Source organism: Nocardia sp. CA-135398 (assembly GCF_050955845.1).
Classification (GTDB): Bacteria; Actinomycetota; Actinomycetes; order Mycobacteriales; family Mycobacteriaceae; genus Nocardia.
Genome location: NZ_CP192084.1, coordinates 6,569,499 through 6,592,842 on the forward strand (window position 1 = coordinate 6,569,499; position 23,344 = coordinate 6,592,842).

20 protein-coding genes are annotated in these 23,344 nt (G+C 64.8%); 12 read left to right on the forward strand and 8 right to left on the reverse strand.

The genetic code is table 11. From position 1 onward, the window contains the following. Window positions 1-43: 43 nt before the first annotated feature. Both ACQP1T_RS29100 and ACQP1T_RS29105 read right to left on the reverse strand, forming a co-directional pair. Window positions 44-268 (reverse strand): hypothetical protein, encoded by a 225-nt coding sequence (locus ACQP1T_RS29100; protein WP_433756223.1) that lies wholly within the window; start codon window positions 266-268, stop codon window positions 44-46. A gap of 103 nt (window positions 269-371) precedes the next feature. Next, window positions 372-2,165, reverse strand: coding sequence for a serine/threonine-protein kinase PknD (locus ACQP1T_RS29105; RefSeq protein WP_433756224.1), 1,794 nt, complete (start codon window positions 2,163-2,165; stop codon window positions 372-374). A gap of 269 nt (window positions 2,166-2,434) precedes the next feature. On the opposite strand from ACQP1T_RS29105, the gene ACQP1T_RS29110 reads away from it, so the two are divergent. Next, window positions 2,435-3,664 carry an NAD(P)/FAD-dependent oxidoreductase gene (locus ACQP1T_RS29110; RefSeq protein ID WP_433756225.1) on the forward strand — a complete coding sequence of 410 codons (1,230 nt, stop codon included), beginning with the start codon at window positions 2,435-2,437 and terminating at the stop codon, window positions 3,662-3,664. Window positions 3,665-3,973: 309 nt separating this feature from the next. On the opposite strand, the gene ACQP1T_RS29115 is transcribed toward ACQP1T_RS29110, so the two are convergent. Together ACQP1T_RS29115 and ACQP1T_RS29120 are read right to left on the reverse strand one after the other, a co-directional pair. Next, complete coding sequence (locus tag ACQP1T_RS29115; protein ID WP_433756226.1) at window positions 3,974-4,984, reverse strand: glycosyltransferase; 1,011 nt, start codon at window positions 4,982-4,984, stop codon at window positions 3,974-3,976. Then, complete coding sequence (locus ACQP1T_RS29120) at window positions 4,981-6,162, reverse strand: glycosyltransferase (RefSeq protein ID WP_433756227.1); 1,182 nt, start codon at window positions 6,160-6,162, stop codon at window positions 4,981-4,983. Before ACQP1T_RS29120 ends, ACQP1T_RS29115 begins: the two co-directional genes overlap by 4 nt. A gap of 219 nt (window positions 6,163-6,381) precedes the next feature. On the opposite strand from ACQP1T_RS29120, the gene ACQP1T_RS29125 reads away from it, so the two are divergent. Further along, complete coding sequence (locus ACQP1T_RS29125) at window positions 6,382-7,497, forward strand: glycosyltransferase family 4 protein (RefSeq protein ID WP_433756228.1); 1,116 nt, start codon at window positions 6,382-6,384, stop codon at window positions 7,495-7,497. A gap of 198 nt (window positions 7,498-7,695) precedes the next feature. On the opposite strand, the gene ACQP1T_RS29130 is transcribed toward ACQP1T_RS29125, so the two are convergent. After that, window positions 7,696-7,848, reverse strand: a complete 153-nt coding sequence (locus ACQP1T_RS29130) for a hypothetical protein (protein ID WP_433756229.1) — start codon at window positions 7,846-7,848, stop codon at window positions 7,696-7,698. Between the two features lie 209 nt (window positions 7,849-8,057). Here ACQP1T_RS29130 and ACQP1T_RS29135 point away from each other — a divergent pair, with 209 nt between their 5' ends. Continuing rightward, a complete protein-coding gene (locus ACQP1T_RS29135) occupies window positions 8,058-8,354 on the forward strand; it encodes a hypothetical protein (protein ID WP_433756230.1) in 297 nt (98 codons plus the stop codon). A gap of 230 nt (window positions 8,355-8,584) precedes the next feature. Here the strand turns inward: ACQP1T_RS29135 and ACQP1T_RS29140 are convergent, their stop codons facing one another. Beyond that, window positions 8,585-9,598, reverse strand: coding sequence for an alcohol dehydrogenase catalytic domain-containing protein (locus ACQP1T_RS29140; protein ID WP_433756231.1), 1,014 nt, complete (start codon window positions 9,596-9,598; stop codon window positions 8,585-8,587). A 457-nt stretch (window positions 9,599-10,055) separates the two neighbouring features. Here ACQP1T_RS29140 and ACQP1T_RS29145 point away from each other — a divergent pair, with 457 nt between their 5' ends. Continuing rightward, on the forward strand, window positions 10,056-11,531 hold the full coding sequence (locus ACQP1T_RS29145) for a glyceraldehyde-3-phosphate dehydrogenase (protein WP_433756232.1): 1,476 nt from the start codon (window positions 10,056-10,058) through the stop codon (window positions 11,529-11,531). 48 nt (window positions 11,532-11,579) lie between these two features. Here ACQP1T_RS29145 and ACQP1T_RS29150 read toward each other — a convergent pair whose 3' ends face one another. Further along, window positions 11,580-12,152, reverse strand: coding sequence for a TetR/AcrR family transcriptional regulator (locus tag ACQP1T_RS29150; RefSeq protein WP_433756233.1), 573 nt, complete (start codon window positions 12,150-12,152; stop codon window positions 11,580-11,582). Window positions 12,153-12,244: 92 nt separating this feature from the next. Here ACQP1T_RS29150 and ACQP1T_RS29155 point away from each other — a divergent pair, with 92 nt between their 5' ends. The 7 genes from ACQP1T_RS29155 (at window position 12,245) to mmsB (ending at window position 21,071) form a co-directional block, all read left to right on the forward strand. Next, window positions 12,245-13,087, forward strand: coding sequence for an alpha/beta fold hydrolase (locus tag ACQP1T_RS29155; protein ID WP_433756234.1), 843 nt, complete (start codon window positions 12,245-12,247; stop codon window positions 13,085-13,087). Window positions 13,088-13,245: 158 nt separating this feature from the next. Next, window positions 13,246-14,916 (forward strand): ribulokinase, encoded by a 1,671-nt coding sequence (gene araB / locus ACQP1T_RS29160; protein ID WP_433756235.1) that lies wholly within the window; start codon window positions 13,246-13,248, stop codon window positions 14,914-14,916. Further along, the gene (locus ACQP1T_RS29165; RefSeq protein WP_433756236.1) at window positions 14,913-15,575 is read left to right on the forward strand and encodes an L-ribulose-5-phosphate 4-epimerase; all 663 of its coding nucleotides are present in this window, start codon (window positions 14,913-14,915) and stop codon (window positions 15,573-15,575) included. The genes araB and ACQP1T_RS29165 overlap by 4 nt, the downstream gene beginning before the upstream one ends. Before the next feature lie 32 nt (window positions 15,576-15,607). After that, the gene (locus ACQP1T_RS29170; protein WP_433756237.1) at window positions 15,608-17,002 is read left to right on the forward strand and encodes an L-fucose/L-arabinose isomerase family protein; all 1,395 of its coding nucleotides are present in this window, start codon (window positions 15,608-15,610) and stop codon (window positions 17,000-17,002) included. Window positions 17,003-17,017: 15 nt separating this feature from the next. Then, complete coding sequence (gene chvE, locus ACQP1T_RS29175) at window positions 17,018-18,109, forward strand: multiple monosaccharide ABC transporter substrate-binding protein (RefSeq protein ID WP_433756238.1); 1,092 nt, start codon at window positions 17,018-17,020, stop codon at window positions 18,107-18,109. Between the two features lie 95 nt (window positions 18,110-18,204). Next, window positions 18,205-19,758, forward strand: a complete 1,554-nt coding sequence (mmsA, locus tag ACQP1T_RS29180) for a multiple monosaccharide ABC transporter ATP-binding protein (RefSeq protein ID WP_433756239.1) — start codon at window positions 18,205-18,207, stop codon at window positions 19,756-19,758. Beyond that, complete coding sequence (gene mmsB, locus ACQP1T_RS29185; RefSeq protein ID WP_433756240.1) at window positions 19,755-21,071, forward strand: multiple monosaccharide ABC transporter permease; 1,317 nt, start codon at window positions 19,755-19,757, stop codon at window positions 21,069-21,071. Before mmsA ends, mmsB begins: the two co-directional genes overlap by 4 nt. Window positions 21,072-21,075: 4 nt before the next feature. On the opposite strand, the gene ACQP1T_RS29190 is transcribed toward mmsB, so the two are convergent. Then, the gene (locus tag ACQP1T_RS29190) at window positions 21,076-22,146 is read right to left on the reverse strand and encodes a LacI family DNA-binding transcriptional regulator (RefSeq protein ID WP_433756241.1); all 1,071 of its coding nucleotides are present in this window, start codon (window positions 22,144-22,146) and stop codon (window positions 21,076-21,078) included. A gap of 228 nt (window positions 22,147-22,374) precedes the next feature. Here ACQP1T_RS29190 and ACQP1T_RS29195 point away from each other — a divergent pair, with 228 nt between their 5' ends. After that, complete coding sequence (locus ACQP1T_RS29195) at window positions 22,375-23,334, forward strand: ABC transporter substrate-binding protein (RefSeq protein WP_433756242.1); 960 nt, start codon at window positions 22,375-22,377, stop codon at window positions 23,332-23,334. Window positions 23,335-23,344 lie beyond the last annotated feature (10 nt).

The following is a 23,344-nucleotide window of genomic DNA, read 5'->3' on the forward strand; positions in this document are numbered from 1 at the left end:
AATACCTTGCACCGCAACATCACCCATGTCTGGCGTGTGAAAGCTATCGGTAACTCCGTGGCGGCGGATCATCTTCGGACTCGATACGCTGCCGGATCGCTTCCACCGTGCGAACTTTCGCGATGCGCTCGGGCCAGAAGAGGGCCGCGATGAACACGATCACCGCGCCTACAGCAGATGCGCATCCGGCAGGTCGCCGGGGTGCCGGCTCCGGTGCAGCTTCGCCGATGTTGTTCTCCTGGTTCGGGTTCGGTGTCAGCTCAGCCATGGAGCCATTCGGTGAGGCAGCTATGTCATGGGCGACAGTGACGCAAACGCCCGCCGTGCCTTCCCGATTGCGGCACCACTGGGATCGGGTAGGTCTGGGTGGTTCAGCCGATCGGGAGTTTCACCACCGGATCGGGGCCCAGGTCGGTGACGTATACGTCTCCCGCTGTGTCGACCGCAAGACCCTGGGGATTCTTCAGGCCGGTGAATGGTAGCGGGGTCGGCGTCGACGCTCCCGCCGCCAACCTCACCACCCATTTGTTACCCCAGTCCACGACGTACACGTCCCCCGCCGCATCGACCGCCAAACCCTGGGGATCTTTGAGCCCGGTGAACGGGAAAATGGTCGGTGCCGACGCGCCCGCCGCCAACCTTGTCACGTGCTCGGTACCCAATTCGGTGACGTATACGTTGCCCGCCATATCGACCGCCACACCATCGGGACCTTGGAGCCCCGTCAACGGCAGCGTCGTCGGCGCCGACGCACCCGCCGCCAATTTCAACACCCGATCATTACCCCGGTCTGCGACATATACGTCTCCCGCCCTGTCGACCGCCACACCACGCGGGTCCTTCAGGCCGGTGAACGGCAGCGGAGTCGGCGCCGACGCACCCGCCGCCAATTTCATCACCCGATCGTTACTCGTATCGCTGACGTATATGTTGCCCGCAGTGTCGACCGCCACATTCTGAGGATTCTTCAGGCCGGTGAACGGCAGCGGAGTCGGCGCCGACGCACCCGCCGCCAATTTCATCACCCGATCGTCACCCATGTCGGTGACGTACACGTCGCCCGCAGCGTCGACCGCCACGCCGGTCGGGAGGGTTACCTCGCTGAACGGCAGGGAAGTCTGTGGCGAGTAGCCCCCGGCGATAGGTGCGGGCGAGCTGCCACCGCCGCCTGATTCCCGTTGGACACCGATGACCACAGCTACGGCGGCCACCACCGTCACCGCGACCGCGGCGGCGAGCAGCCCGGCGGCCTTGCGCGACAATCTGATTCGCCGCCCGAGGCGTGCCGCTACGCCCCCGCTGGTGCTGACCGCGGAATCGCCCACCGCCGCGCAAGCCGCATCGGCCAGCTCGCGCACGGTCTGGTAACGATCGTCGGGGTCTTTGGCCATTCCCTTGGCGATGACCGCATCGAACGCAGTAGGTACATCGGGGGTAGTCGTGCTGGGACGCGGCGGCGGGGTGTGCAGGTGATGGGCCAGTACCCCCTGCATCCCCAAGGTGCTCGCGAACGGCGGCCGGCCGGTCAGGCACTCATGCAGTACGCACGTCAACGCGTACACGTCCACCCGGGCATCGGCCTTGACCTCCGAGCCGATCTCCTCCGGAGCCATGTAGGCGACGGTGCCGATGGTCTCGCCGGCCGTGGTCAGCGTACGGTCGTCGGCGGCGTGGGCGATCCCGAAGTCGATCAGGTAGGCGAACTCCTCGGCCCCTAACAGGATGTTGGTGGGTTTGACATCGCGATGAACCAACCCGGCGTCGTGGGCCGCCTGCAGTGCTCCAGCCACCTGCGCGATGATCGCCACTGCCCGCCGAGGCGACAAGGCCCCTTCACGCGAAATCACTTTGCGCAGGTCAGTGCCCTCGATCAAGCGCATATTCAGATAGAGCCGACCGTCGATGTCGCCGAAGTCGTGGATGGGGATCACATGCGGCTCGGTCAACTGGGCCACCGCCCGGCACTCCCGACGGAAGCGCTCGCGCAGCTGCTCGTCATCGGCGAAGCGCTCGGGCAACAGCTTGAGCGCCACCACCCGGTTGGTCAGCGAATCATTCGCCTGCCACACCTGGCCCATGCCGCCCTGGCCCAGTAGCGACAGAAGCTGATAGCGTCCGAACGCCTGCGCTGGCCCCCAAGTGGCGTCCGCGCCACCCACTGACATGTCACCCATTGTGCCGTCCCGTGACCACTTGTCTGGCTAACGGCCGTACTCGCTTGCATTCCAACCCGCGCCCGCGAGCAGGTAGCCCCAGACTAGTTGATTCGGCCAGGCCGGATGATCAATAGTCGGGCGCAATCGTCGGTGTACGACCAGTACCGCATGACATGCGGTGATCGGTGGGTCACATGAGCGGCGGCGCTATCGCGACATCACAATCTCCAGACAAATCGAAGAGCGCCGCGCAGAATGACGAGGTGCAGCGCGCTGCCGTGACGGATCCTTCGCGGGTCGTGGTTCTCGGGTCCGGGTTCGCGGGCCTCTGGGCGGCGCTCGCGGCGGCCCGGCGGCTGGACGAGCTCGGCGTGGCGGTCGGAACCGTCGACGTCACGATGATCAGTTCCACGCCGTACCACGACATCCGCGTGCGCGATTATGAGACCGATCTGAGCACATCCCGCATCCCGCTCAGCGCTCTTCTCGATCCGGTCGGAATCGAGCACATCATCGGTGAAGTGACGGCGATTGATGCGCTGGCGCGGGTCGTGGAATCCACTGCGGGGACTCACGGCTATGACCGGCTCGTGCTCGCGTTGGGCAGCCAGGTCGCCAAGCCCGATATCCCTGGCCTGCGGGAGTTCGGATTCGACATCGACACCCATGACGAGGCGACCAGACTGCAAGCCCACCTGCGCCGGCTCGGAAAGGGCCCCACTGACCCGGCGGCCGCGACAGTGGTCGTCGTCGGAGCGGGTTTGACGGGGATCGAAGAGGCGACCGAGCTGCCCGCGATGCTCACCGACGCCTTCGCGCCACGTGTCGTCGCACCTCGGGTCATCCTGATCGACCGCAACCCACTCGTCGGCTCCGACATGGGCGCATCGGCGCGTCCGGTCATCGAGGCCGCGCTGGCCCGCATCGGGATCGAGACCAAGTTGGGCGTCGGGGTCATCGCCATCGACGAGCGCGGCGTGACGCTCACCTCCGGTGAAGTGGTGACCGCCGCGACCGTCGTCTGGTGTGCTGGCATGCGGGCCAACCCGTTGACCGCGGACTTCGGGGTCGACCGTGACCGGCTGGGGCGACTCCCCGTCGACGATTACCTGCGAGTCTGCGGTGTGCCCGCGGTATTCGCCGCCGGTGACGTCGCCGCCGCGAAAATGGACGACGAGCATATGTCGGTGATGTCCTGCCAGCACAGCCGCCCGATGGGCCGTTGGGCCGGATACAACGTCATCGGCGATCTGCTGGGCGAACCCATGAAGCCGCTGCGGATCCCTTGGTATGTAACGGTTCTCGATCTGGGACCGGCAGGCGCGGTGTACACCGAGGGCTGGGACCGCCATGTGGTCGCGTGCGGCGAGGAGGCTAAGAACACCAAGCGCGCCATCAACACCCGGCGTATCTATCCTCCGTTGAGCCGCGACCGCGACGAATTGCTGGCCGCCGCCGCGCCCGATCTACAGGCCGCGCCCGAGCGCGGACCCGAGTCCACTCATTGACTACCTCTCCGCTGCGGCGTACTCCGCCACTCCGCCCGGTGAACTACTCGTTCGCATCCGGCAGCATCTCGGCTACGCAGGACCGCTGCAGCGGCACGGGGCACCCGGCATGGAAGCTCGCGGACGAGGCGGGGCAAGTGAAATCGCGGCATGTGCCTGGAAACACCAGCACGGCAGCAACTGACCGGCGCTGAGTTCACGGCAGCGGCCCAGCTGTCGCGCGCTGCGCAATCCCTTGCCCCAGAAGATAGTTCGGCGTTCATCCAAGCCACCGCCCAGAACGGCCGTGCACTGCCACGAGATCTGCCGCTACGGTGTCCGGGTAAGTCGGCGTGCGTGCTGCTGGGTGGCGATCAGCGCGAGCGTCGACTCGGCGCCCTGGTTCTCGTTGCGGCCGGTGTGTTCGAGTCCGTCACAGCAACCGCCGCTGACCGGGTCGATCAGGGGAGTGTCGACGTCGTTCGTGCCGCGGAACCACGCTTCACACAGCAGTACCGCATCCTTCCAGTGCTGGTCGCCGGTGTCGTCGTAGGCGCGGGCGCAGGCGTCCGCGAGGGTCGCGACCTCGATGGGTTGCTGGTCGAAGCCGGGCCGGGTTTCGCCGGTCGCCCAGCCGTCGACCGGGGTGACCGATAAGTGGTCGCCCGAGGTTTCGATTTCGAGGAGCCAGCGCAGCATCGCGAGTCCATCGGCATAGACGCGGCCCTGTCCGGGCAGCATGGTGCCGACGGCGAGCAGTGCTTCGGCCAGTACCGCGTTGGCGTAGTGCAACCGCGGCTCGGGCCAGCGCCAGTCGAGACGACGGGTCGGCGGGCCGATCGCGGCGGCGGCACTGGCCAGTAGTTCACGCGCTGGGGTGTTTCCTGGCTGGACGCGCAGCACCTCGGCCGCGCCGATTGCGGCGAAGGCCATTGCCCGAGGAAATGGCGACCGCCGTCGCGCCCCAATGGTGAAGTGCGCCAACGCGACCTGCGCCAGGTCGGGTTTGCGGGCGACGACCGAGCCGAGTGCCCACAGTGCACGGCCCCAGTGATCTTCGACGCTCGGTTCGTCCTGCCAACTCCGGTCCGCGCCTCGACGGTTGTGGCAGTTTCCGTCCTCGTTCAGTGCCGCGATGATGAAGTCCAGATACACCGCGATGTTGTCGCGTAGTTGTTCGCTCGGCTCGGGTTCGCGGACGGCCACCACGAGGGCACGCGCGACATCGTCGACGCAGTAGCCGTTTTCGGTGCGCGGCGTGCTGAACTTCGCGTGTTCGAAGATGCCGCACTCGTCGCTGAGACGGTAGAGGTGCGTGTAGGAGACGCTGATGGTATTCATGCCGTAGCCAGCTTCGTGTCGGTCCGCAGCGTTTCCGCGGCCAGGTCTCGGTACCTACGGCCTACCGAAGTCCACAGCAGTTCTGGGGCGATGCGTTTCGCTTCGGCTCGCATTCTTGCCGCGAGGCCGGGTTCGGTGAACACGCGGCGCAGTGCGGCGGCGATATCGGTCGGCGACTCACGATCGACCAGCAGGCCCGCACCGGTCGACAGCAGTTCTTCGGCATGTGGAAAAGCGGTCGATATCACCGGTTTGCCCGCCGCGATCGCTTCGCTCAGCACACGGGATGTCACCCGCTCGCGTGAATCGTAGGGCAGCAGAACGACATCGGCCTGGCGGATCAGCCGGTACAGCTCGACATCGGCCAGATAGCGGGCGTCGAAGTGCACGGCATTGGTGACACCGCGGCGCTGGGCGCGGTCGCGGAGACCGGTGCGATAGGACTCACCGTGGCGCGCGAGCACTTTCGGATGTGTCTGTCCCACCACCCGGTAATGTGCGGCCGGGCGCAGGTCGGCGATGTGGGCCATCGCGTCGATGCCCCATTCGATGCCTTTGCCTTCGCCGAGCAGTCCCCAGGTCAGGATTACCGGTGTCCGGGAGATCGGCTGGTGTTGGTCGCCGGGCTGTCCGGAGCGATTGTCCGTGGCGCCGTGCGGAATTACCCGGACCATGGTCGGGTCGACCGGGTAGTGGTCGATGAGTCGTCGGCGGGCCGTATTCGTCGTGGTGACGACGGCCGCGCAGTTGCGGGTGAGCTGCTCGAGGATCGTCCGTTGCTGCGGTGTCGGAGTGACCGGCACCGTATGCAACACGACAATGGTCGGAACCCGAAGGGCGCGAACGGTTTCGAGGACATCGATGCCGTCCCGCCCGCTGTAGACACCGAATTCGTGCTGGACGATCGCAATATCGAAACGGTTGAGTGCGGTGGCCGCGGCGGCGGCCCCGCGGCGGTCGCTGCGCTCCCACTGATGCGCCACCTCGGGCGGCGGTGTCGGATCCGAACTGTCGACCACGGCGACGACGCCGACCGTCGGGCGGCGCCCGAAATCGACCGGCACGACACCGATTTCACCGGGCCCGGTCAATGCGTCGACGAATGCGCCGGTAAAGGCCGCCAGCCCGCACTGGGTCGGTGAATAGGTGCTCAGAACGCCGTAGGACCGAACCGACACTACGTCAGCCTTTCTCATTCGAGGCAGCGCCGACGGTGCCGCTGTCTGCAGCCACTCAACTGGCTGATCGTTGCGCTGAAGCGCTTGAGAATCCGCTCCGGGGAAAGGCACGAAGGGATCGGCAACCAGGTCTCGATCATAACACTCGGATCGGCGCAAATTGGTGTGATATGATCACCGCATCATGTTGGTCCACATCTGGGTCGACTTTCGGCGGTATTGCCGCCAGTAATCGAGGATTCTATGAGAATCGGCGTTATCGCGTCGGTCGCCCACCGTTCACCTCCGAAAAACTATGGCCCGCGGGAGCAAATCGCTTCAACGCTGGCCGAGGGGTTCGTCGCGCGCGGGCACGATGTCACACTGTTCGCGACGGCGGACTCCGAGACCTCGGCACGGCTGGTCTCCGCCGTACCGTCGGGGTATGAGGAGACGGCCGATGCGGATGCGAAAGTCTTTGAAGCACTCCATAATTCGACGGTATTCGCGCGAGCCGGTGAATTCGACATCATCGCCAACCATTTCGACTTCATGCCGCTGACCTACAGCCGACTGGTGACGACGCCGATGGTGACGACGATTCACGGCCGCTCCTCGCCGAAAATTGTTCCGGTTTATCGGGAATTCGGTGATATTGCCCACTATGTGGCGACCGCCGATGCCGATCGCGACCCGGACCTGCGCTATGCCGCGACGATTCATCACGGTATCGATCTCGCCCAGTTCACATTCCGGCCGGAGCACGGCGAATATCTGTTGTTTCTGGGTAGAATTCATCCCGACAAAGGGACGCATCTGGCGATCGAAGTGGCGCGCCAGGCCGGACTGCCATTGATCATCGCGGGTGTGATTCAAGACGAGGAATACTTCCATTCGGCGGTCGAACCGCACCTCACCGGCACCGATGTGACCTATCTCGGTCCGGTCGGGCCGGTCGATCGGGATGCGCTACTCGGTGGCGCCCGCGCACTACTGCACTTGGTCGGTTTCGCCGAGCCGTTCGGTCTGTCGGTCATCGAAGCCATGGCGACCGGAACACCGGTCATCGCAACACCATTGGGCTCGATCGCGGAGATCCTCCGCCACGGTCGGACCGGATTCCTCGTCGCCGATGTCGCCGGTGCGGTCGCGGCGGTGTCGAAAGTCGGGCAACTCGATCGTTCCGCATGTCGGGACGATGTCTTCGAACGTTTCACCGCTGATCGCATGATCGATGCCTACTCAGCTCTGTTCGAGCGGATCATACGAGAATCCGGACGACGCACCGAGTCGGCCGAGCCGGTTGCGCAACAGGCGATCGGCTCGCCCGGACTGTTCTCCCATGCTGGGCTGTAATCGACAGTGCCCCAGGGCTATTGGGATCGGCTATGCGTCGGCACGAACCGTCCGGAACGCGGACCGACAGCGTCGCGTGATATGCGGAATTCCAGTGCGTGACTGGTGCGGTTGTCATCATCGAACGTGCCATCGTGCCCGCCCGGCAGGGCTCAGTTGTGCAGTTGTCAGCGTGCGGAGGCTCAGTTCGTGAAGCAACTAACCGTCGGTGTCGTAGCGACCTCTCGCAAACAGGACGAGCACCGGCTGGCGATCCACCCGGCGCACCTGGATCGGATCGACCCCGGAAGTCGCGACCGCCTGTACCTCGAGTGTGGCTACGGCGACCGGTTCGGCTACTCCGATGCGCACTTGGCGCCGCGCGACCCGGAGAGCCCGGCTCGGACCCTCGCCTTGAAAGCTCCGGAACCGGGACCGTTGGCACAGGTGCTCGCGAACTACGACGTGGTCGTCAACTGCATCCTGCAGGACACCGAGGAACCGCTGATGTTCGTGATGAACGAGGATCTCGAGCTGTTCGCGCCGGGACGCTGTTCGTCGACGTCTCGTGCGACGAGGCCATGGGCTTCGAATGGGCCCGTCCGACCTCCTTCGCGGACCCGATGTTCATCGTCGGCGAGAACCTGCACTACTACAGCGTCGACCACAGCCCCTCATTCCTGTGGAACTCCGCGACCTGGGAGAACTCCGAAGCCCTTCTGGAGTTCCTGCCGATCGTAATGGCGGGCCCCGACGCCTGGGACGGCAACGAGACGATCCGGCGGGCGATCGAGATCCGCGAAGGCCGAGTCCAGAATCCGCGGATTCTTTCCTTCCAGGGCCGTGCCCCCGCCTACCCGTACGCAGTCGCCGGATGACCGGAGCCCTTGGTGACGAATTTCCTTCTGTTCTGTGAGAGTGACTGGTCGACGAGCTCTTCTGACCGATGTTATCGGCGATCGCGTCGATCACTCCCCCTCGTCCAGCCACAGCCCGGTCGTCACAGGTCCGGGCTAATGGAGTTGATGCGAATGTTCTTCGGCCCCAACTCCTTTGACAAAGCCGTGCCGAAGTTGGTCGGCGTTGCGTTGCGGCCAACGCTGGTCGGTCAGACCGTGAGGACCATGCGGTATCGGGCCTGTCCCTGTTCCATTGCGGTGTATGCCTCGGCGGCTTGATCCAGCGGCCGTTGTTGGATTCGTGTGCGCACGCCGGATTGGACCGCGAATTGCATTGTTTCCTCGATATCGCGGGCGGTGCCGGAGGCGTGGCCGGTGACGCTGAGCCCGCGGGTGATCAGCTGCATCGGGCTGATCGGCAATGGCTCGGCGGAGACCCCGATGGTGATGAGCTCGCCGCGCGGTAGTAGCCCATCGACGGTTTCGGCCATGGCTTTGGCGTTGCCCACGGTGCCCAGGACAACCGATACACCGCCGAGTCCCCGCAACGCTTGGCTGACCTCGGCAGCGGTCGAGTCGATGTAGTGGTGGGCGCCGAGCGCGCGGGCGTCTTCGGCTTTGGCCGCGCCGCGGGCGATCGCAATGGTCTCGAAGCCCATCGCGCGGGCGAATTGCACGCCGAGGTGGCCCAATCCGCCGATACCCAGAATGGCAACGCGGTCGCCGGGTACCGCCCGGGTTTCGCGAAGCGCGTGGTAGGTGGTGACTCCGGCGCAACCCATCGGCGCGGCCTCGGCCAGAGAGAGCGCGTCAGGGATGCGGGCCAGCGCATTGGCCGGCACGGTCACCGACTCGGCGTATCCGCCCGGGTACTGCCAGCTGGGGACCTGCATGTTCTGGCAGTGGATGAAGTCGCCGCCGCGGCATGGGACGCATTTGCCGCAATGCCCACCGAACCAGCCCACGGCAACGCGGTCACCGACGACGTAGTTGTCGACGCCGGCGCCGAGTTCGGCGATGGTGCCGGCGATCTCATGGCCCGGTGTCAGCGGCCACGACATGTCCGGAAATGCTCCGCTGACGAACGCTCGGTCGGTGCCGCAGATCCCGCACGCCGAGACCGCGAGGCGTACATGGTCGCGAGGCGGCGCGTCTGTTTCGACATCGACCAGTTTCAACGCCGCACCGGCGGACTGCACGTGAACAGCCTGATGAGTAGACATCGGTATCCTCGCTTTCCCTGGGGAGCGGCGGCGTCGGGGACCTCACCACAGCGGACCGAGGCAGCGGCGCCGGCGATTCTCGAACGGTAATCGGCCAACCCTGGATGTCATCGACGCTGCCATCACCTGGAACGACGCCAGCAATGCTCTGGTCACGGTCGTAGCACTACCTGAAATGGCCAGCCGACGAGTCGTCATCCATCCCGCGCGGCGTCGGCGACCCACTCTGCAAAAGGCACCGGCCCAAACGATGCCGTGGGAATCATACGTCCGCCGGCCTTGCCATCAGGTGACAATCCTCGATGCCAGTTTCGGTCGCCGGTGCGCTCGCGCCGCGTGTCCCACCGCCAACCGCGCCGGCGAGTCGACCTCACAGGGGGGTAGCGGGGCCTTGTGATAGCGCGGCCCTGGATAGCATCGATCACCGTACAGATCGAGGAACGCCGAGGGGCTTGTGTTGACTACCGACCATCTTGACCGCTGGAACGCTCACGAGGCTTCGGCGGAGGCGATGATTCCGATCATTGGCAGGCTGTATCGCGAGAAGGGTGTGACCATCCTCCTGCACAGCCGGTCGCTGGTGAACAAGTCGGTGATCAGCATTCTGCGGACGCATCGGTTCGCGCGACAGATCGAGGGTGAGGAGCTCTCGATCGAGGAGACACTGCCATTCCTCGAAGTGCTGAGCGCGTTGGATCTGGGACCGTGCAAGATCGACCTCGGTCGACTGGTGATGGCCTATCGCACTGATGGTCGTGGACTGTCGATTCCGGAGTTCACCGCTGCGGTGCTGGCCGATGTCACCGACGGCAACAAGGCCGAGCCGCAAGGCCCCAGGGACGTGGTGCTGTACGGATTCGGGCGGATCGGTCGTCTGGTCGCTCGTCTGCTCATCGAGAAGGTCGGGTCCGGCAACGGGCTGAACCTGCGGGCCGTGGTAGTGCGCAAGGGTGGCGAGGGTGATCTGGCCAAGCGTGCATCGCTGCTGCGGCGGGATTCGGTGCACGGGCAATTCAACGGAACGATCAAGGTCGACGTCGACAACGACACGATCATCGCGAACGGCAACGTCATCAAGTTCATCTACAGCGATGATCCGAGCACGATCGACTACACCGAGTTCGGGATCAACAAGGCGATCCTGATCGACAACACCGGTAAGTGGCGTGACCGCGACGGACTGTCGCAGCACCTGCGTCCCGGCATCGCGAAGGTTGTGCTCACCGCGCCAGGCAAGGGCGATGTGCCGAATATCGTGCACGGCGTCAACCACCGCGACCTGGATCTGTCGGAGCAGATCTACTCGTGCGCCTCGTGCACGACCAACGCGATCGTGCCGCCGCTGAAGGCGATGGATGACGAGTACGGCATCGTCCGCGGTCACGTGGAGACGGTGCACTCGTTCACCAACGACCAGAACCTGCTGGACAACTTCCACAAGGCCGACCGTCGTGGTCGGTCCGCACCGTTCAACCTCGTACTCACCGAAACGGGCGCCGCATCCGCGGTCGCGAAGGCGATGCCGGACTTCAAGGCCAAAATCACCGGCAACTCGATTCGCGTTCCCACTCCGGATGTTTCGGTCGCGATCCTGAACCTGCAACTCGAGCGCGAGGTCACGAAGACCGAAGTGCTCGAGTACCTGCGCCAGGTATCGCTGTCCGGACCACTGAGCCGCAACCTCGACTACACCGCGGCCACCGACGTGGTCTCGAGCGATTTCATCGGATCCCGTGCGGCATCCATCGTCGACGCCAATGCCACCATCGTCGACGGCGACACCGCGATCCTCTACCTCTGGTACGACAACGAATTCGGCTATTCCTGCCAGGTTGTGCGGACGGTGCAGTACATCTCGGGCATCGAGTACCCGACCTACCCGCAGCTGGGCGCACCGGATCGCACCGCCGTTCCCGCGGCCGCCGCGGGGTAGTCCGCGCACCGATACGTTCAGCCGAAACCTGGTCGGCCATAGGGGTTTCTAAGACCGGGCGGAGCCGATGGCGGCGTCGAGAAGGGTTGCCGCGGCGGCGCGGGCGTGGGCCGCGGCGTCAGGTTGCCCTGCGATAGCGGCGGTGGTCTGGGCGCCTTCGACGAGAATCGCGATCTGCGCTGCGACAGCCTCGGGGGCACCCGCGTCGTGGACCAGTTGGGCGAGGTAGCGCTGGAAGTCGTCCTTCTGTTCGTGCACGACGCGGGTGACGTTCGGCGAACCGGCGCTCAGTTCACCGAAAATGTTGATGAAGGCGCAGCCGTGGAAGTCGGGCTGGCGGAACCAGACGTCGAGGAAGTCGAAGACGGACAGCACCTTCTCGCGTGCGGTGACCGCGTTCTCGGCGCTGGCGGCGATACCGGCGTTCCATTGCGCCCTGCGGCGATTCAGGACACCGACGATCAAGTCGTCCTTGGAGGGGAACAGGGAGTAGATCCTTTTCAGAGATATCCCCGCCTCGCCCCGGACGGCGTCCATGCCCACGGACTGGACTCCGCGCGCATAGAAGAGTCGGTCGGCTGCTTCGAGCACCTGATCCCGAGCTGCTGTGTCGTCGATCATGGTCTTTCCCCTTGCGCTGAGAACGTCCGTTCTCTAGCGTAGTGCACAGTCCGGAGAACGACCGTTCTCCAGCTGAATTCAGGAGGATGGCAATGGCCACCATCACCGTCGGAACCGAGAACAGCACACCCATCGAGCTCTACTACGAAGACCACGGGACCGGTCAGCCGATCGTGCTCATCCACGGCTACCCACTCGACGGCCACAGCTGGGAGCGGCAGAGCCGCGAACTGATCGCCGCCGGTTACCGCGTGATCACTTACGACCGCCGCGGCTTCGGGCAGTCGAGCAAGGTCGGCACCGGATACGACTACGACACCTTCGCCGCCGACCTCAATACGCTGCTGGAGACGCTCGACCTGCGCGAGGTGATCCTCGTCGGCTTCTCCATGGGCACCGGCGAACTCGCCCGCTACGTCAACAGGTACGGCCATGAGCGTGTCGCCAAACTCGCGTTCCTCGCCTCACTGGAACCGTTCCTGGTACAGCGCGACGACAACCCGACCGGTGTGCCGCAGGAGGTCTTCGATGGCATCGCCGAGACCGCCCGCGCCGACCGGTTCGCCTGGTTCACCAAGTTCTACGAGGACTTCTACAACCTCGGCGAGACACTCGGCACCAGGATCAGCCAGCAGGCCGTCACCGCCAACTGGAACACCGCGACCGGCTCGGCACCGGTAGCCGCCTACGCGGTCGTCTCCTCCTGGATCGAGGATTTCCGCGACGACGTCGCCGCGGTCCGCGCCTCGGGCAAGCCCGCGCTCATCCTGCACGGCACCAGCGACAACATCCTGCCGATCGACGCGACCGGACGCCCCTTCCACCAAGCCTTCCCGGAGGCCGACTACGTCGAGGTCGAGGGAGCCCCGCACGGGCTTCTGTGGACCCACGCCGCGGAGGTCAACGAGGCATTGCTGCGCTTCGTCCGCTCCTGACCACCTCCGGCGGGGCACGGTGGACCTCACCGTGCCCCGCCGGAGACTCGGCCACACCGCAACGTGAGCGATCACAACGCACTAAACCAGTGACTCCTTGACACGGAGCAAATGTTCGCGCTAACAATGTTTGCGTTAACATTGTTAGGAGCGTCACAGTGGCGGACACGTATGTGGTTGGTGTCGACTTCGGCACGTTGTCCGGGCGGGCAGTTGTTGTCAGGGTGCGGGATGGAGCCGAGTTCGCCAGTGCGGTAAGCGAATACCGGCATGGGGTCATCGATCGCGCGCTGCCTGTGACGGGCGTCGAGCTGCCACCGGATTGGGCGTTGCAGGAACCCGAGGATTATCTCGATGTGCTGCGGATGGCAGTACCGGCGGCGCTGGCGGATTCGGGGGTCGACCCGGCCGATGTCATCGGGATCGCTACGGATTTCACGGCTTGCACGGTGCTGCCGACACTTGCCGACGGGACACCGCTATGTCGGGTGCCAGAGTTCGCGGGGCGTCCGCACGCCTATCCGAAGTTGTGGAAACACCATGCGGCACAGGCGCAGGCGGACCGGATCAACACCCTCGCCCATGAACGAGCCGAACCGTGGATCAACCGGTACGGCGGCAAGATCTCGGCGGAGTGGGAGTTCGCCAAGGCGCTGCAGATGTTGGAAGAAGATCCCGAGATCTATTCCAGGGCCGAGCGTTTCATCGAGGCGGCGGACTGGATCGTCTGGCAGCTGTGTGGCCGCGAGACTCGCAACGTCTGCACGGCCGGTTACAAGGGAATTCACCAGGACGGAAGCTGGCCGAGCCGCGACTACCTCGCTGCGCTGAATCCGGACTTCGCCGATTTCGCGGTCGGCAAGCTGGTCCACCCGCTGTCCCCGCTCGGTGGCCGTGCCGGCGGCCTGACCGAGCGGGCAGCGGGATGGACGGGGCTGCGGCCCGGGATCGCGGTCGCTGTCGGCAATGTCGACGCGCACGTCACCGCGCCCGCCGCACAGGCCGTCGATGACGGGCAGCTGCTCGCGGTGATGGGGACCTCCACCTGCCATGTCATGAACAGCGATCACCTCGCCGAGGTACCCGGGATGTGCGGGGTGGTGGATGGCGGAATCACCAGTGGCAGTTGGGGTTACGAAGCGGGGCAGAGCGGGGTCGGGGATATCTTCGCGTGGTTCGTCGACTCGTCGCTGCCGAGCAGCTATCACGCCGAGGCCGCCGCGTGCGGCCTGGATGCCCACGCATATCTGACTGCGTTGGCGCAGCGGCAGCGGGTCGGTGAGCACGGCTTGGTCGCGCTGGACTGGCACAGCGGAAACCGTTCGGTACTGGTCGATCACGATCTGTCCGGTGTCCTGGTCGGCCTCACGCTCGCGACGAAACCCGAGGACATCTATCGCGCACTGCTGGAGGCCACCGCCTTCGGCACCCGCACCATCATCGAAACCTTCAATGCCGCAGGCGTACCCGTTCACGAACTCGTGATTGCCGGTGGCCTGCTGAAGAACTCGTTGCTGATGCAGATCTACGCCGATGTGACGCGGTTACCGCTGTCGATCATCGGCTCGGATCAGGGCCCGGCGCTCGGCTCGGCCATCCATGCCGCTGTCGCCGCCGGGGCCTACCCGGATGTCCGTGCCGCCGCCAAGGCGATGGGCCGAGTGCACCGCAACGCCTACCTTCCCGATCCCGAACGCACCGCCGCCTACGACGCCCTCTATGCCGAATACCAAGCCCTACACGACCATTTCGGCCGCGGCGGCACCGAGATGTTGCACCGGCTGCGACGCATCCGCAACAGCGCACGAAGGGAAGTCGCCACCGCATGAGTCGAACCGCCATTACCGGGCTGCGCGAGCAGCTGGTCGATCTGCATCGAGAACTACTGCGCTGGGGTCTGGTGGTGTGGACCGCGGGCAATGTCTCGGCCCGGGTACCGGGCGAGCAGTTGCTGGTCATCAAGCCGAGCGGGGTGTCCTATGACGAACTCACCCCGAATTCGATGGTGGTCTGCGATTTCGACGGCAAGCTGGTCGAGGGCGATCTGGCACCGTCCAGCGATACCGCCGCGCACGCCTATATCTACCGGGCCATGCCCGAGGTCGGCGGTGTGGTGCATACCCATTCGACCTACGCGAGCGCGTGGGCCGCACGCGCGGAACCGATTCCGTGTGCGCTGACCGCGATGGCCGATGAGTTCGGCGGCGAAATTCCGGTCGGTCCCTTCGCGCTGATCGGCAACGACGATATCGGCCGAGGTGTGGTCGCGACGCTGTCGGGGCACCGCTCCCCCGCCGTCCTGATGCGCAATCACGGCGTCTTCGCGGTGGGCCGCGACGCCCGTGCCGCGGTCAAGGCGGCCGTCATGTGCGAGGACGTGGCTCGCACCGTGCATATCGCGCGTCAGCTCGGTGAACCGGTCCCCATCGCGCAGGCAGATGTGGACAGCCTGCACGACCGCTACCAGAACGTATACGGCCAGCACTGAATTCCGGCCGCCGACAAAGGAGTACGTCCTCGATGAACCCGAAACCACGCATCGGCCTACTCGGCATCATGCAGGCCCTCTACGACGACATGATCCCGGGCATCGCGGAGCGCCAGGACCGCTACGCCCACGACATCGCCGAACAACTCGCCGACATCGCCGACTGGACCGTCGGACGCCCGGTCAAGGACCGTCGCGACGCCGAGGCGGTCATGCGCGAATTCGTCAATGCCGATCTCGACGGCGTCATGGTGGTGATGCTCACCTACGGCCCGGCGATGCGGGTGGCGCGGTTGTTCAACGAGAACCGACTTCCGGTGCTACTGGCCAATATTCAACCCGAACCGGCCGTCACACCCGCGTGGGATATGGCGGATATGACCTACAACCAGGGCATTCACGGAGCCCAGGACACCGCGAATGCGATGGTCCGGGCCGACCGTCCGTTCACGGTCGTCACCGATGATTGGAAGAGCCCGGAATTCGCTGTGCGCGTCGATCGTTGGGTGCGAGCCGCACGTGCGGTCACCGCATGGCGGTCGCTGAAGGTCGGCGTATTCGGCTATGCCATGAACGATATGGGCGATATCCGCGTCGACGAGAACGCACTGTTGCGGGCGCTCGGTCCGGAGATCAGCTTCGTCGCACCCGGCGACCTCTATCGCGGCAGCCAGGCCGTGACCGATGACGAGGTGGCGGCGCTGATGGCATGGGAGGACCGGGAATTCGCCATCGATCCGGCGCTGACCGGTGCGGAACGCGAGGACCACGCCCGGATGCAGATCGCCATCGAACGCATTCTCACCGACCGCGGCTACGGCGCGTACTCGACGCATTTCGACGCGATCGGCGAGGACGGCCGGTTCCAGCGGCTGCCGCTGGCCGCGGCGTCGAGTCTGATGGCCAAGGGGTACGGCTATGGCGCCGAGGGCGATGCGATGGCCGCCGCCATGGTCTACGCGGGTCATCAGCTGATCGGCGACGGCCATTTCACCGAGATGTACGCGATGGACTTCCCCTCCGACTCGATCCTGATGAGCCATATGGGCGAAGGGAATTGGCGCATAGCGCGCGACGATGAACCGGTCCGGCTGATTCGGCGCGAACTCGGCATCGGCAATCTCGACGAACCGCCGACCTTCCTGTTCCGCTACCGGCCGGGGCCCGCGACGCTGGCCTGCCTGGTTTCGCTCGGCGGCGAAAAGTTCCGAATGGTGGTGGCCGAGGGCGAGGTCCTCGACAGCCAGCAACTGCCCGCCCTGGAAATGCCCTACGGCCAGTTCCGGCCGGCGAGTGGCGTGCGTGCCTGCATGGACGGCTGGCTCACCGCGGGCGGGCCGCATCACCAAGTCATGAATATCGGCCACCACGCCGCCGACTGGCAGGTCTTCTGTCAGCTCACCGGCATCGAGTTCGTCCAGGTCTAGTCAAGGAGTTGTGCCATGCCCACCATCAACCGACGCGGACTTTTCGCAGGCGCCGCCGGTGTCGCCGCGCTGTTGGCCGCCGCGTGTTCCGTTGAGGACAGCGGGAATTCGTCCGCGGCGGGGGGAACGATCGGCATCGCCATGCCGACGAAATCCTCCGAACGCTGGGTCGCCGACGGCAACAATATCGTCAAGCAGTTCAAGGACCTCGGATACGACACCGATCTGCAGTACGCCGAGGACGTCATCGAGACGCAGGTTTCGCAGATCGAGAACATGATCACCCGGGGCGTCAAGGCGCTGGTGATCGCGGCGATCGACAACAAATCGCTCACCGGCGTACTGCAGCAGGCCAAGTCGAACAAGATCGCGGTGATCGCCTACGACCGGCTCATCCGCGACACCACGAACGTCGACTACTACGCCACTTTCGACAACTTCAAAGTCGGTGTGCTGGAAGCGAATTACATCGTCGACCGACTCGGTCTGCGGGATGGCAAGGGCCCGTTCTCGATCGAACTGTTCGCCGGTTCCCCCGATGACAACAACACCTACTACTTCTTCAACGGTGCCATGTCGGTGATCCGGCCCTATCTCGACTCCGGCAAGCTGGTCGTGCGCTCCGGGCAAACCGCCGTGGACCAGGTGACCACCCTGCGCTGGGAGGGCGCCACCGCCCAGTCCCGGATGGAGAACCTGCTCAGCGCCAATTACTCCACCGCGAATATCGACGCCGTGCTGTCCCCCTACGACGGTCTCAGCATCGGCATCGTCTCGGCCCTCAAGGCGGTCGGTTACGGCAGGGGCGATAAGAAGATGCCGGTGGTCACCGGTCAGGACGCGGAGAAGGCATCGGTGAAGTCGATCATCGCGGGCGAGCAGACCATGACCGTCTTCAAGGACACCCGCGACCTCGCCAAACGCGCCGTGCAGATGGTCAATGCGATCTTGACCAGCGGCACACCGGAAACCAATGACACCACCTCCTACGACAACGGCGCGAAGAAGGTGCCGTCGTATCTGCTGCAACCGGTCTCGGTCGACAAGGACAACTACCGCAAGGTGCTCATCGACTCCGGCTACTACTCCGAGCGCGACTTCGCCTGACGACCCGGAAGGCCCCGCATGGCCGAGTCAGGGCCCGGAGGAGGCAGCCTGCGTAACCACAGAGGGCCCCTCCGGTATGCAGAGAAGGACACAGCATGACCAAGCACATTCTCGAAATGCGCGGGATCACCATGGAATTCCCGGGTGTGAAGGCGCTGGACGCGGTGGATTTCGCGGTTGCCGACGGCGAAATCCACGCTCTGGTCGGCGAGAACGGCGCGGGCAAATCCACGCTCATGAAGGTGGTCAGCGGCGTCTACCCGCACGGCTCCTACAGCGGACAGATACGCATGGACGGTACCGATGTGGCGTTCAAGGATATTCGCGGCAGCGAGGCGGCGGGTATCGCGATCATCCACCAGGAATTGGCGCTGGTGCCGCAGCTTTCGATCGCGGAGAACATCTTCCTCGGCAATGAACGGCTGCGCAGCTGGACCGTCGACTGGCACGAGACCAATCGGCAGGCAATGCTGCTGATGCGGCAGGTCGGTCTCGTCGAGGATCCCGAAACGCTGGTCGCCGCTTTGGGTGTCGGAAAACAGCAACTCGTGGAGATCGCCAAGGCGCTGTCCAAACAGGTGCGGTTGCTCATCCTCGACGAACCGACCGCGGCGCTCAATGAGACCGACAGCGCGAGCCTGCTCGCGCTGCTGCGGCAACTGCGTGAGCAGGGCATCACCTCGATCCTTATCTCGCACAAGCTCAATGAGGTTTTGGCCGTCGCCGACTCGATCACCGTGCTGCGTGACGGCCGGACCATCGAGACCCTGGACGCGGCGGCCGCGGAGGTAACCGAGGATCGCATCATCAAAGGAATGGTCGGGCGTGATCTCGATCACCGGTTCCCACCGCGGGCGGATCCACAGATCGGCGAGGTGTTCTTCGAGATCGCCGACTGGAATGTCGACCACCCGACTATTGCCGACCGGCGGATCGTGCGTGATGCGGCGCTGAATGTGCGGCGCGGTGAAATCGTCGGTATCGCCGGGTTGATGGGCGCCGGGCGCACGGAATTGGCGATGAGTGTTTTCGGCCGGTCCTACGGCCGAAATATTCGCGGCACGATTCGCAAAGACGGTGCGGTACTGAAAGTTTCGTCGGTAAGTGACGCTATCGGTGCCGGGATCGCCTATGTCTCGGAAGACCGCAAGCAATACGGATTGATCCTCGACGAGGACATCCGCCGCAATATGACCCTCGCCAATCTTCCCGCGGTCTCCCGGCACACCGTCATCGACACCCACCGGGAGATCGTCGAAGCCGAGCGCCTGCGCACCCGGCTGACCGTGAAGACGCCGACGGTATTCCAGAAGGTGGGCAATCTCTCCGGCGGGAATCAGCAGAAGGTGGTGCTCGGCAAATGGATCTTCACCGAACCCGATCTGCTGATCCTCGACGAGCCGACCCGCGGCATCGATGTCGGCGCCAAATACGAGATCTACCTGATCGTTCAGCAGCTCGCCGCCGCCGGAAAAGGCGTGCTGATCATCTCCTCGGAACTGCCGGAATTGCTCGGCCTGTGTGACCGCGTCTATGCGATGAGCCAGGGCCGGATCACCGGTGAACTACCGAAACACGAAGCCACACAGGAGGCTGTCATGAAATTGATGACACGCGGCACCGCCACAGCCGAGGCGGTATCCGAATGACGTTGTTGGACAAGCTCGAAGACGACGATTCCGCCGAGGTCATCGCGAAGGCCGTCGAGCAGAAACAGGTCGGCGCGCTCGCGGCGCTTCGCCGCACACTGCGCGGCAACGTGCGCCAATACGGCATGATCGTGGCGCTCGTGGTGATCACGTTGCTGTTCCAAATCCTCACCACGGCAAAACTTTCCGACGGCGTCAGTCTGTTGACGCCGCTCAATGTCACGAATGTCATCCTGCAGAACGGCTACATCCTGGTGCTCGCCATCGGGATGATGCTGGTGATCATCAACGGGCACATCGACCTATCGGTCGGATCACTGTGCGCGCTGGTCGGCGCGGTGACCGGTATCGCCATCGTGCAGTGGCATTGGCCCTGGCCGGTGGTTGTGCTGGCGGCCGTCGGGATGGGCGCGGCCATCGGTGCGTGGCAGGGGTATTGGATCGCCTACGTCAAAATTCCGGCGTTCATCGTCACCCTGGGCGGCATGCTGCTGTTCCGTGGTCTGGCGCAGCTGGTACTCGAGGGCCAGTCGATCGGCCCGTTCCCGCAGGGCTTCGTGAATATCGCGGCCGGATATCTCCCGAATTGGTTGCCGCTGCATGCCGTTCAGTTCGCCGGGTTCAACGGGATCGCCATCCGGCTGCGCGTGGGTGAGCTGAACGGTTTGACCTTGCTCATCGGCGTGCTCGCGGTCGCGGCGCTGGTGTGGTCGCAATGGCGGGTGCGCCAGCGCCGCCATTCCTATGGCCTGCCTGCCGGACCACGCTCGCTGTTCATCGCGAAGTTGACGGCGCTCGGCGCGGTCATCCTGGCATTCAGCTTCGTATTGGCGTCCTACAACGGGATTCCGATTATCGGCGTCATTCTGATCGTGTTGATCGTGCTGTATTCGTTCGTCATGAACCGCTCGGTGATCGGGCGGCGGATCTACGCCGTCGGCGGCAACGAGAAGGCCGCACAGTTGTCCGGGGTGAATACCAAGGCGAATACGTTCTGGGTTTTCGTGAATATGGGCGTGCTCGCGGCGCTCGCGGGTGTCATCTTCGCGGCCCGGCTCGGCGCGGCGACTCCGAAGGCGGGACAGAACTTCGAACTCGATGCCATTGCCGCGGCATTCGTGGGTGGCGCGTCGGCCAGCGGCGGTATCGGCACGGTCGTGGGCGCGATCGTCGGGGCACTGGTGATGGGCGTGATGAACAACGGCATGTCGATGCTCGGCGTCGGTAGCGACTGGCAGCTGGTCATCAAGGGTCTGGTGCTGCTGGCCGCGGTGGCATTCGACGTCTACAACAAGAAGCGCGCGGCGGCCTGACCCATCACCGCTGGGCCGGTGCCGCCGTGCTGTCGCGCGTGACCAGCGTCGGCAGCACCGAAGGCGATGCCGGTCCGGCGGTGATGCCGTCGAATTCCAAGAGCCGCAACAAGATCTGCATGCTGCGGCGACCCACCTCGTCGAAGTCCTGTCGGACGGTCGTCAGCGGCGGCGAAAGATAGGCGGCCTCCGGAATATCGTCGAAACCGACCACCGAGATGTCGGCGGGCACCCGGATACCGCGTTCGGTGAAGGCGCGCAGCATGCCGAGCGCCATCTGGTCATTGGCCGCGAATACCGCGGTCACATCGGGCTGCGCGGCGAGCAGCAGGCCCGCTTCGTAGCCGGAGCGGGCACTCCAATCCCCGCCGATCACCGGGGGAATCGGTGCGCCCGCGGCCTCCAGTGTCCGTCGCCAACCCTCGATGCGGTCGCGCGCCTCCAACCAGTCACTGGGACCGGCGACCTGCCATACCGTGCGATGCCCGAGATCGAGCAGATGCTGCACCGCCAGCCGGGCGCCCTCGACCTGATCCACCGAAACCGACGGCAAGCCACTGTCCTGTCCGGCCTCGACCGCGACGGCGAGCAGGCGTTCGGGCAGATTGTGCAGTGCCGCGGCGGCGGCCATCTGCGGGGCGATGACGATGATCCCGTCCACGCCCTGATCGGCCAGACTGTTCGCGGCCGCCAACACACTGGAGCGGTCCACCGTCTCCAGCGCGAAGATGCTGACACCGTAACCCGCTGTGCGAGCGGCACGTTCGATGCCGAGCAGGGTGCACGCCGGCCCATACAGGATGGTGTCGAAGCTGACCACGCCGAGCATATTCGAGCGCCTGCTGACCAGCCCTCTGGCCATGGCGTTGGGGCGGTAGCCGAGTTGTTCGACGGCGCGCAATACCCGCTCACGAGTCTCCGGGCGCACGTTCGCGCTGCCGTTGAGCACCCGCGACACGGTCTGGTGGGAGACTCCGGCGAGTTTGGCGACATCGGTCATCACCGCCGGGCGCGCACCCGTCGGGCGAACCGCCGTTGAGGTGTCCCCGGCGGCAAATCCGTCCCTGTCCCTCACATCTCACCTTCCACAGCGTCTCGTCCCGGTTTCCCCAGGTTAACGCTCACACCGCCAATGGCCGCGGCACGACCCGAACTGCCGTACCGACCTCGGCAACCGATATCCGGTCGTCGCCACCAGATTACGGCCGTCAGAGCTCTTGACTAGAAGAATGTGAGCGCTAACACTAACAGGACTACCGCACCTCGGTGCAACACGTTTCACAATTCGAGGGAGAGCCTGATCGTGTTGAAGAGGCTTCTGATCACCGCCAGCGCACTTGTCTTCACCGCAGCAACAGCCGTCGGCTGCGGCAGCTCGGGAAGCGACCAGACCGTACTCGGGTTCTCCCAGGTCGGCGCCGAAAGCGGTTGGCGCACCGCGAATACGAAATCCATCCAGGACGCCGCGGCCGCGGCCGGAATACAGCTGAAATTCGCCGACGCCCAACAGAAACAGGAAAACCAGATCAAGGCGATCCGCACCTTCATCCAGCAGCGCGTGGACGTCATCGCCTTCTCCCCCGTCGTCGCATCCGGATGGGACACCGTCCTGAAGGAGGCCAAGGACGCCAAGATTCCGGTGATCCTCACCGACCGCGCGGTCGACTCGGCCGACACCTCGCTGTATGTCACCTTCCTCGGCTCGGATTTCGTCGAAGAGGGCCGCAGGGCGGCGAATTGGCTCGTCGATGCGACCAAGAATTCGAATGACACCGTGAACATCGCCGAACTGCAGGGCACCACCGGATCCGCGCCCGCGACCGATCGGAAGAAGGGTTTCCAGGAGGTCATCGGCGCCGACCCGAAGTTCAAGATCATCGCATCGCAGACCGCGGAGTTCACTCGCGCGAAGGGTAAAGAGGTCATGCAGGCGTTCCTGGCCGCGCACCGGGATATCAACGTGCTCTACGCGCACAACGACGATATGGCGCTCGGCGCGATCCAGGCGATCGAGGAGGCCGGGCTGAAGCCGGGTAAGGACATCAAGATCATCTCGATCGACGGGACCCACGATGCCTTCCAGGCCATGGCCGACGGCAAGATCAATGTGGTCGTCGAATGCAATCCGCTGCTCGGCCCGAAGCTGATGGATATCACCAAGGAGGTCGTGGCGGGTCACCCGACGCCCAAGCGGATCGTCACCGACGAAGGCGTCTACACCCAGGACCAGGCCGCCGCCGCGCTGCCCACCCGGACGTACTGAGCCGGAGGGA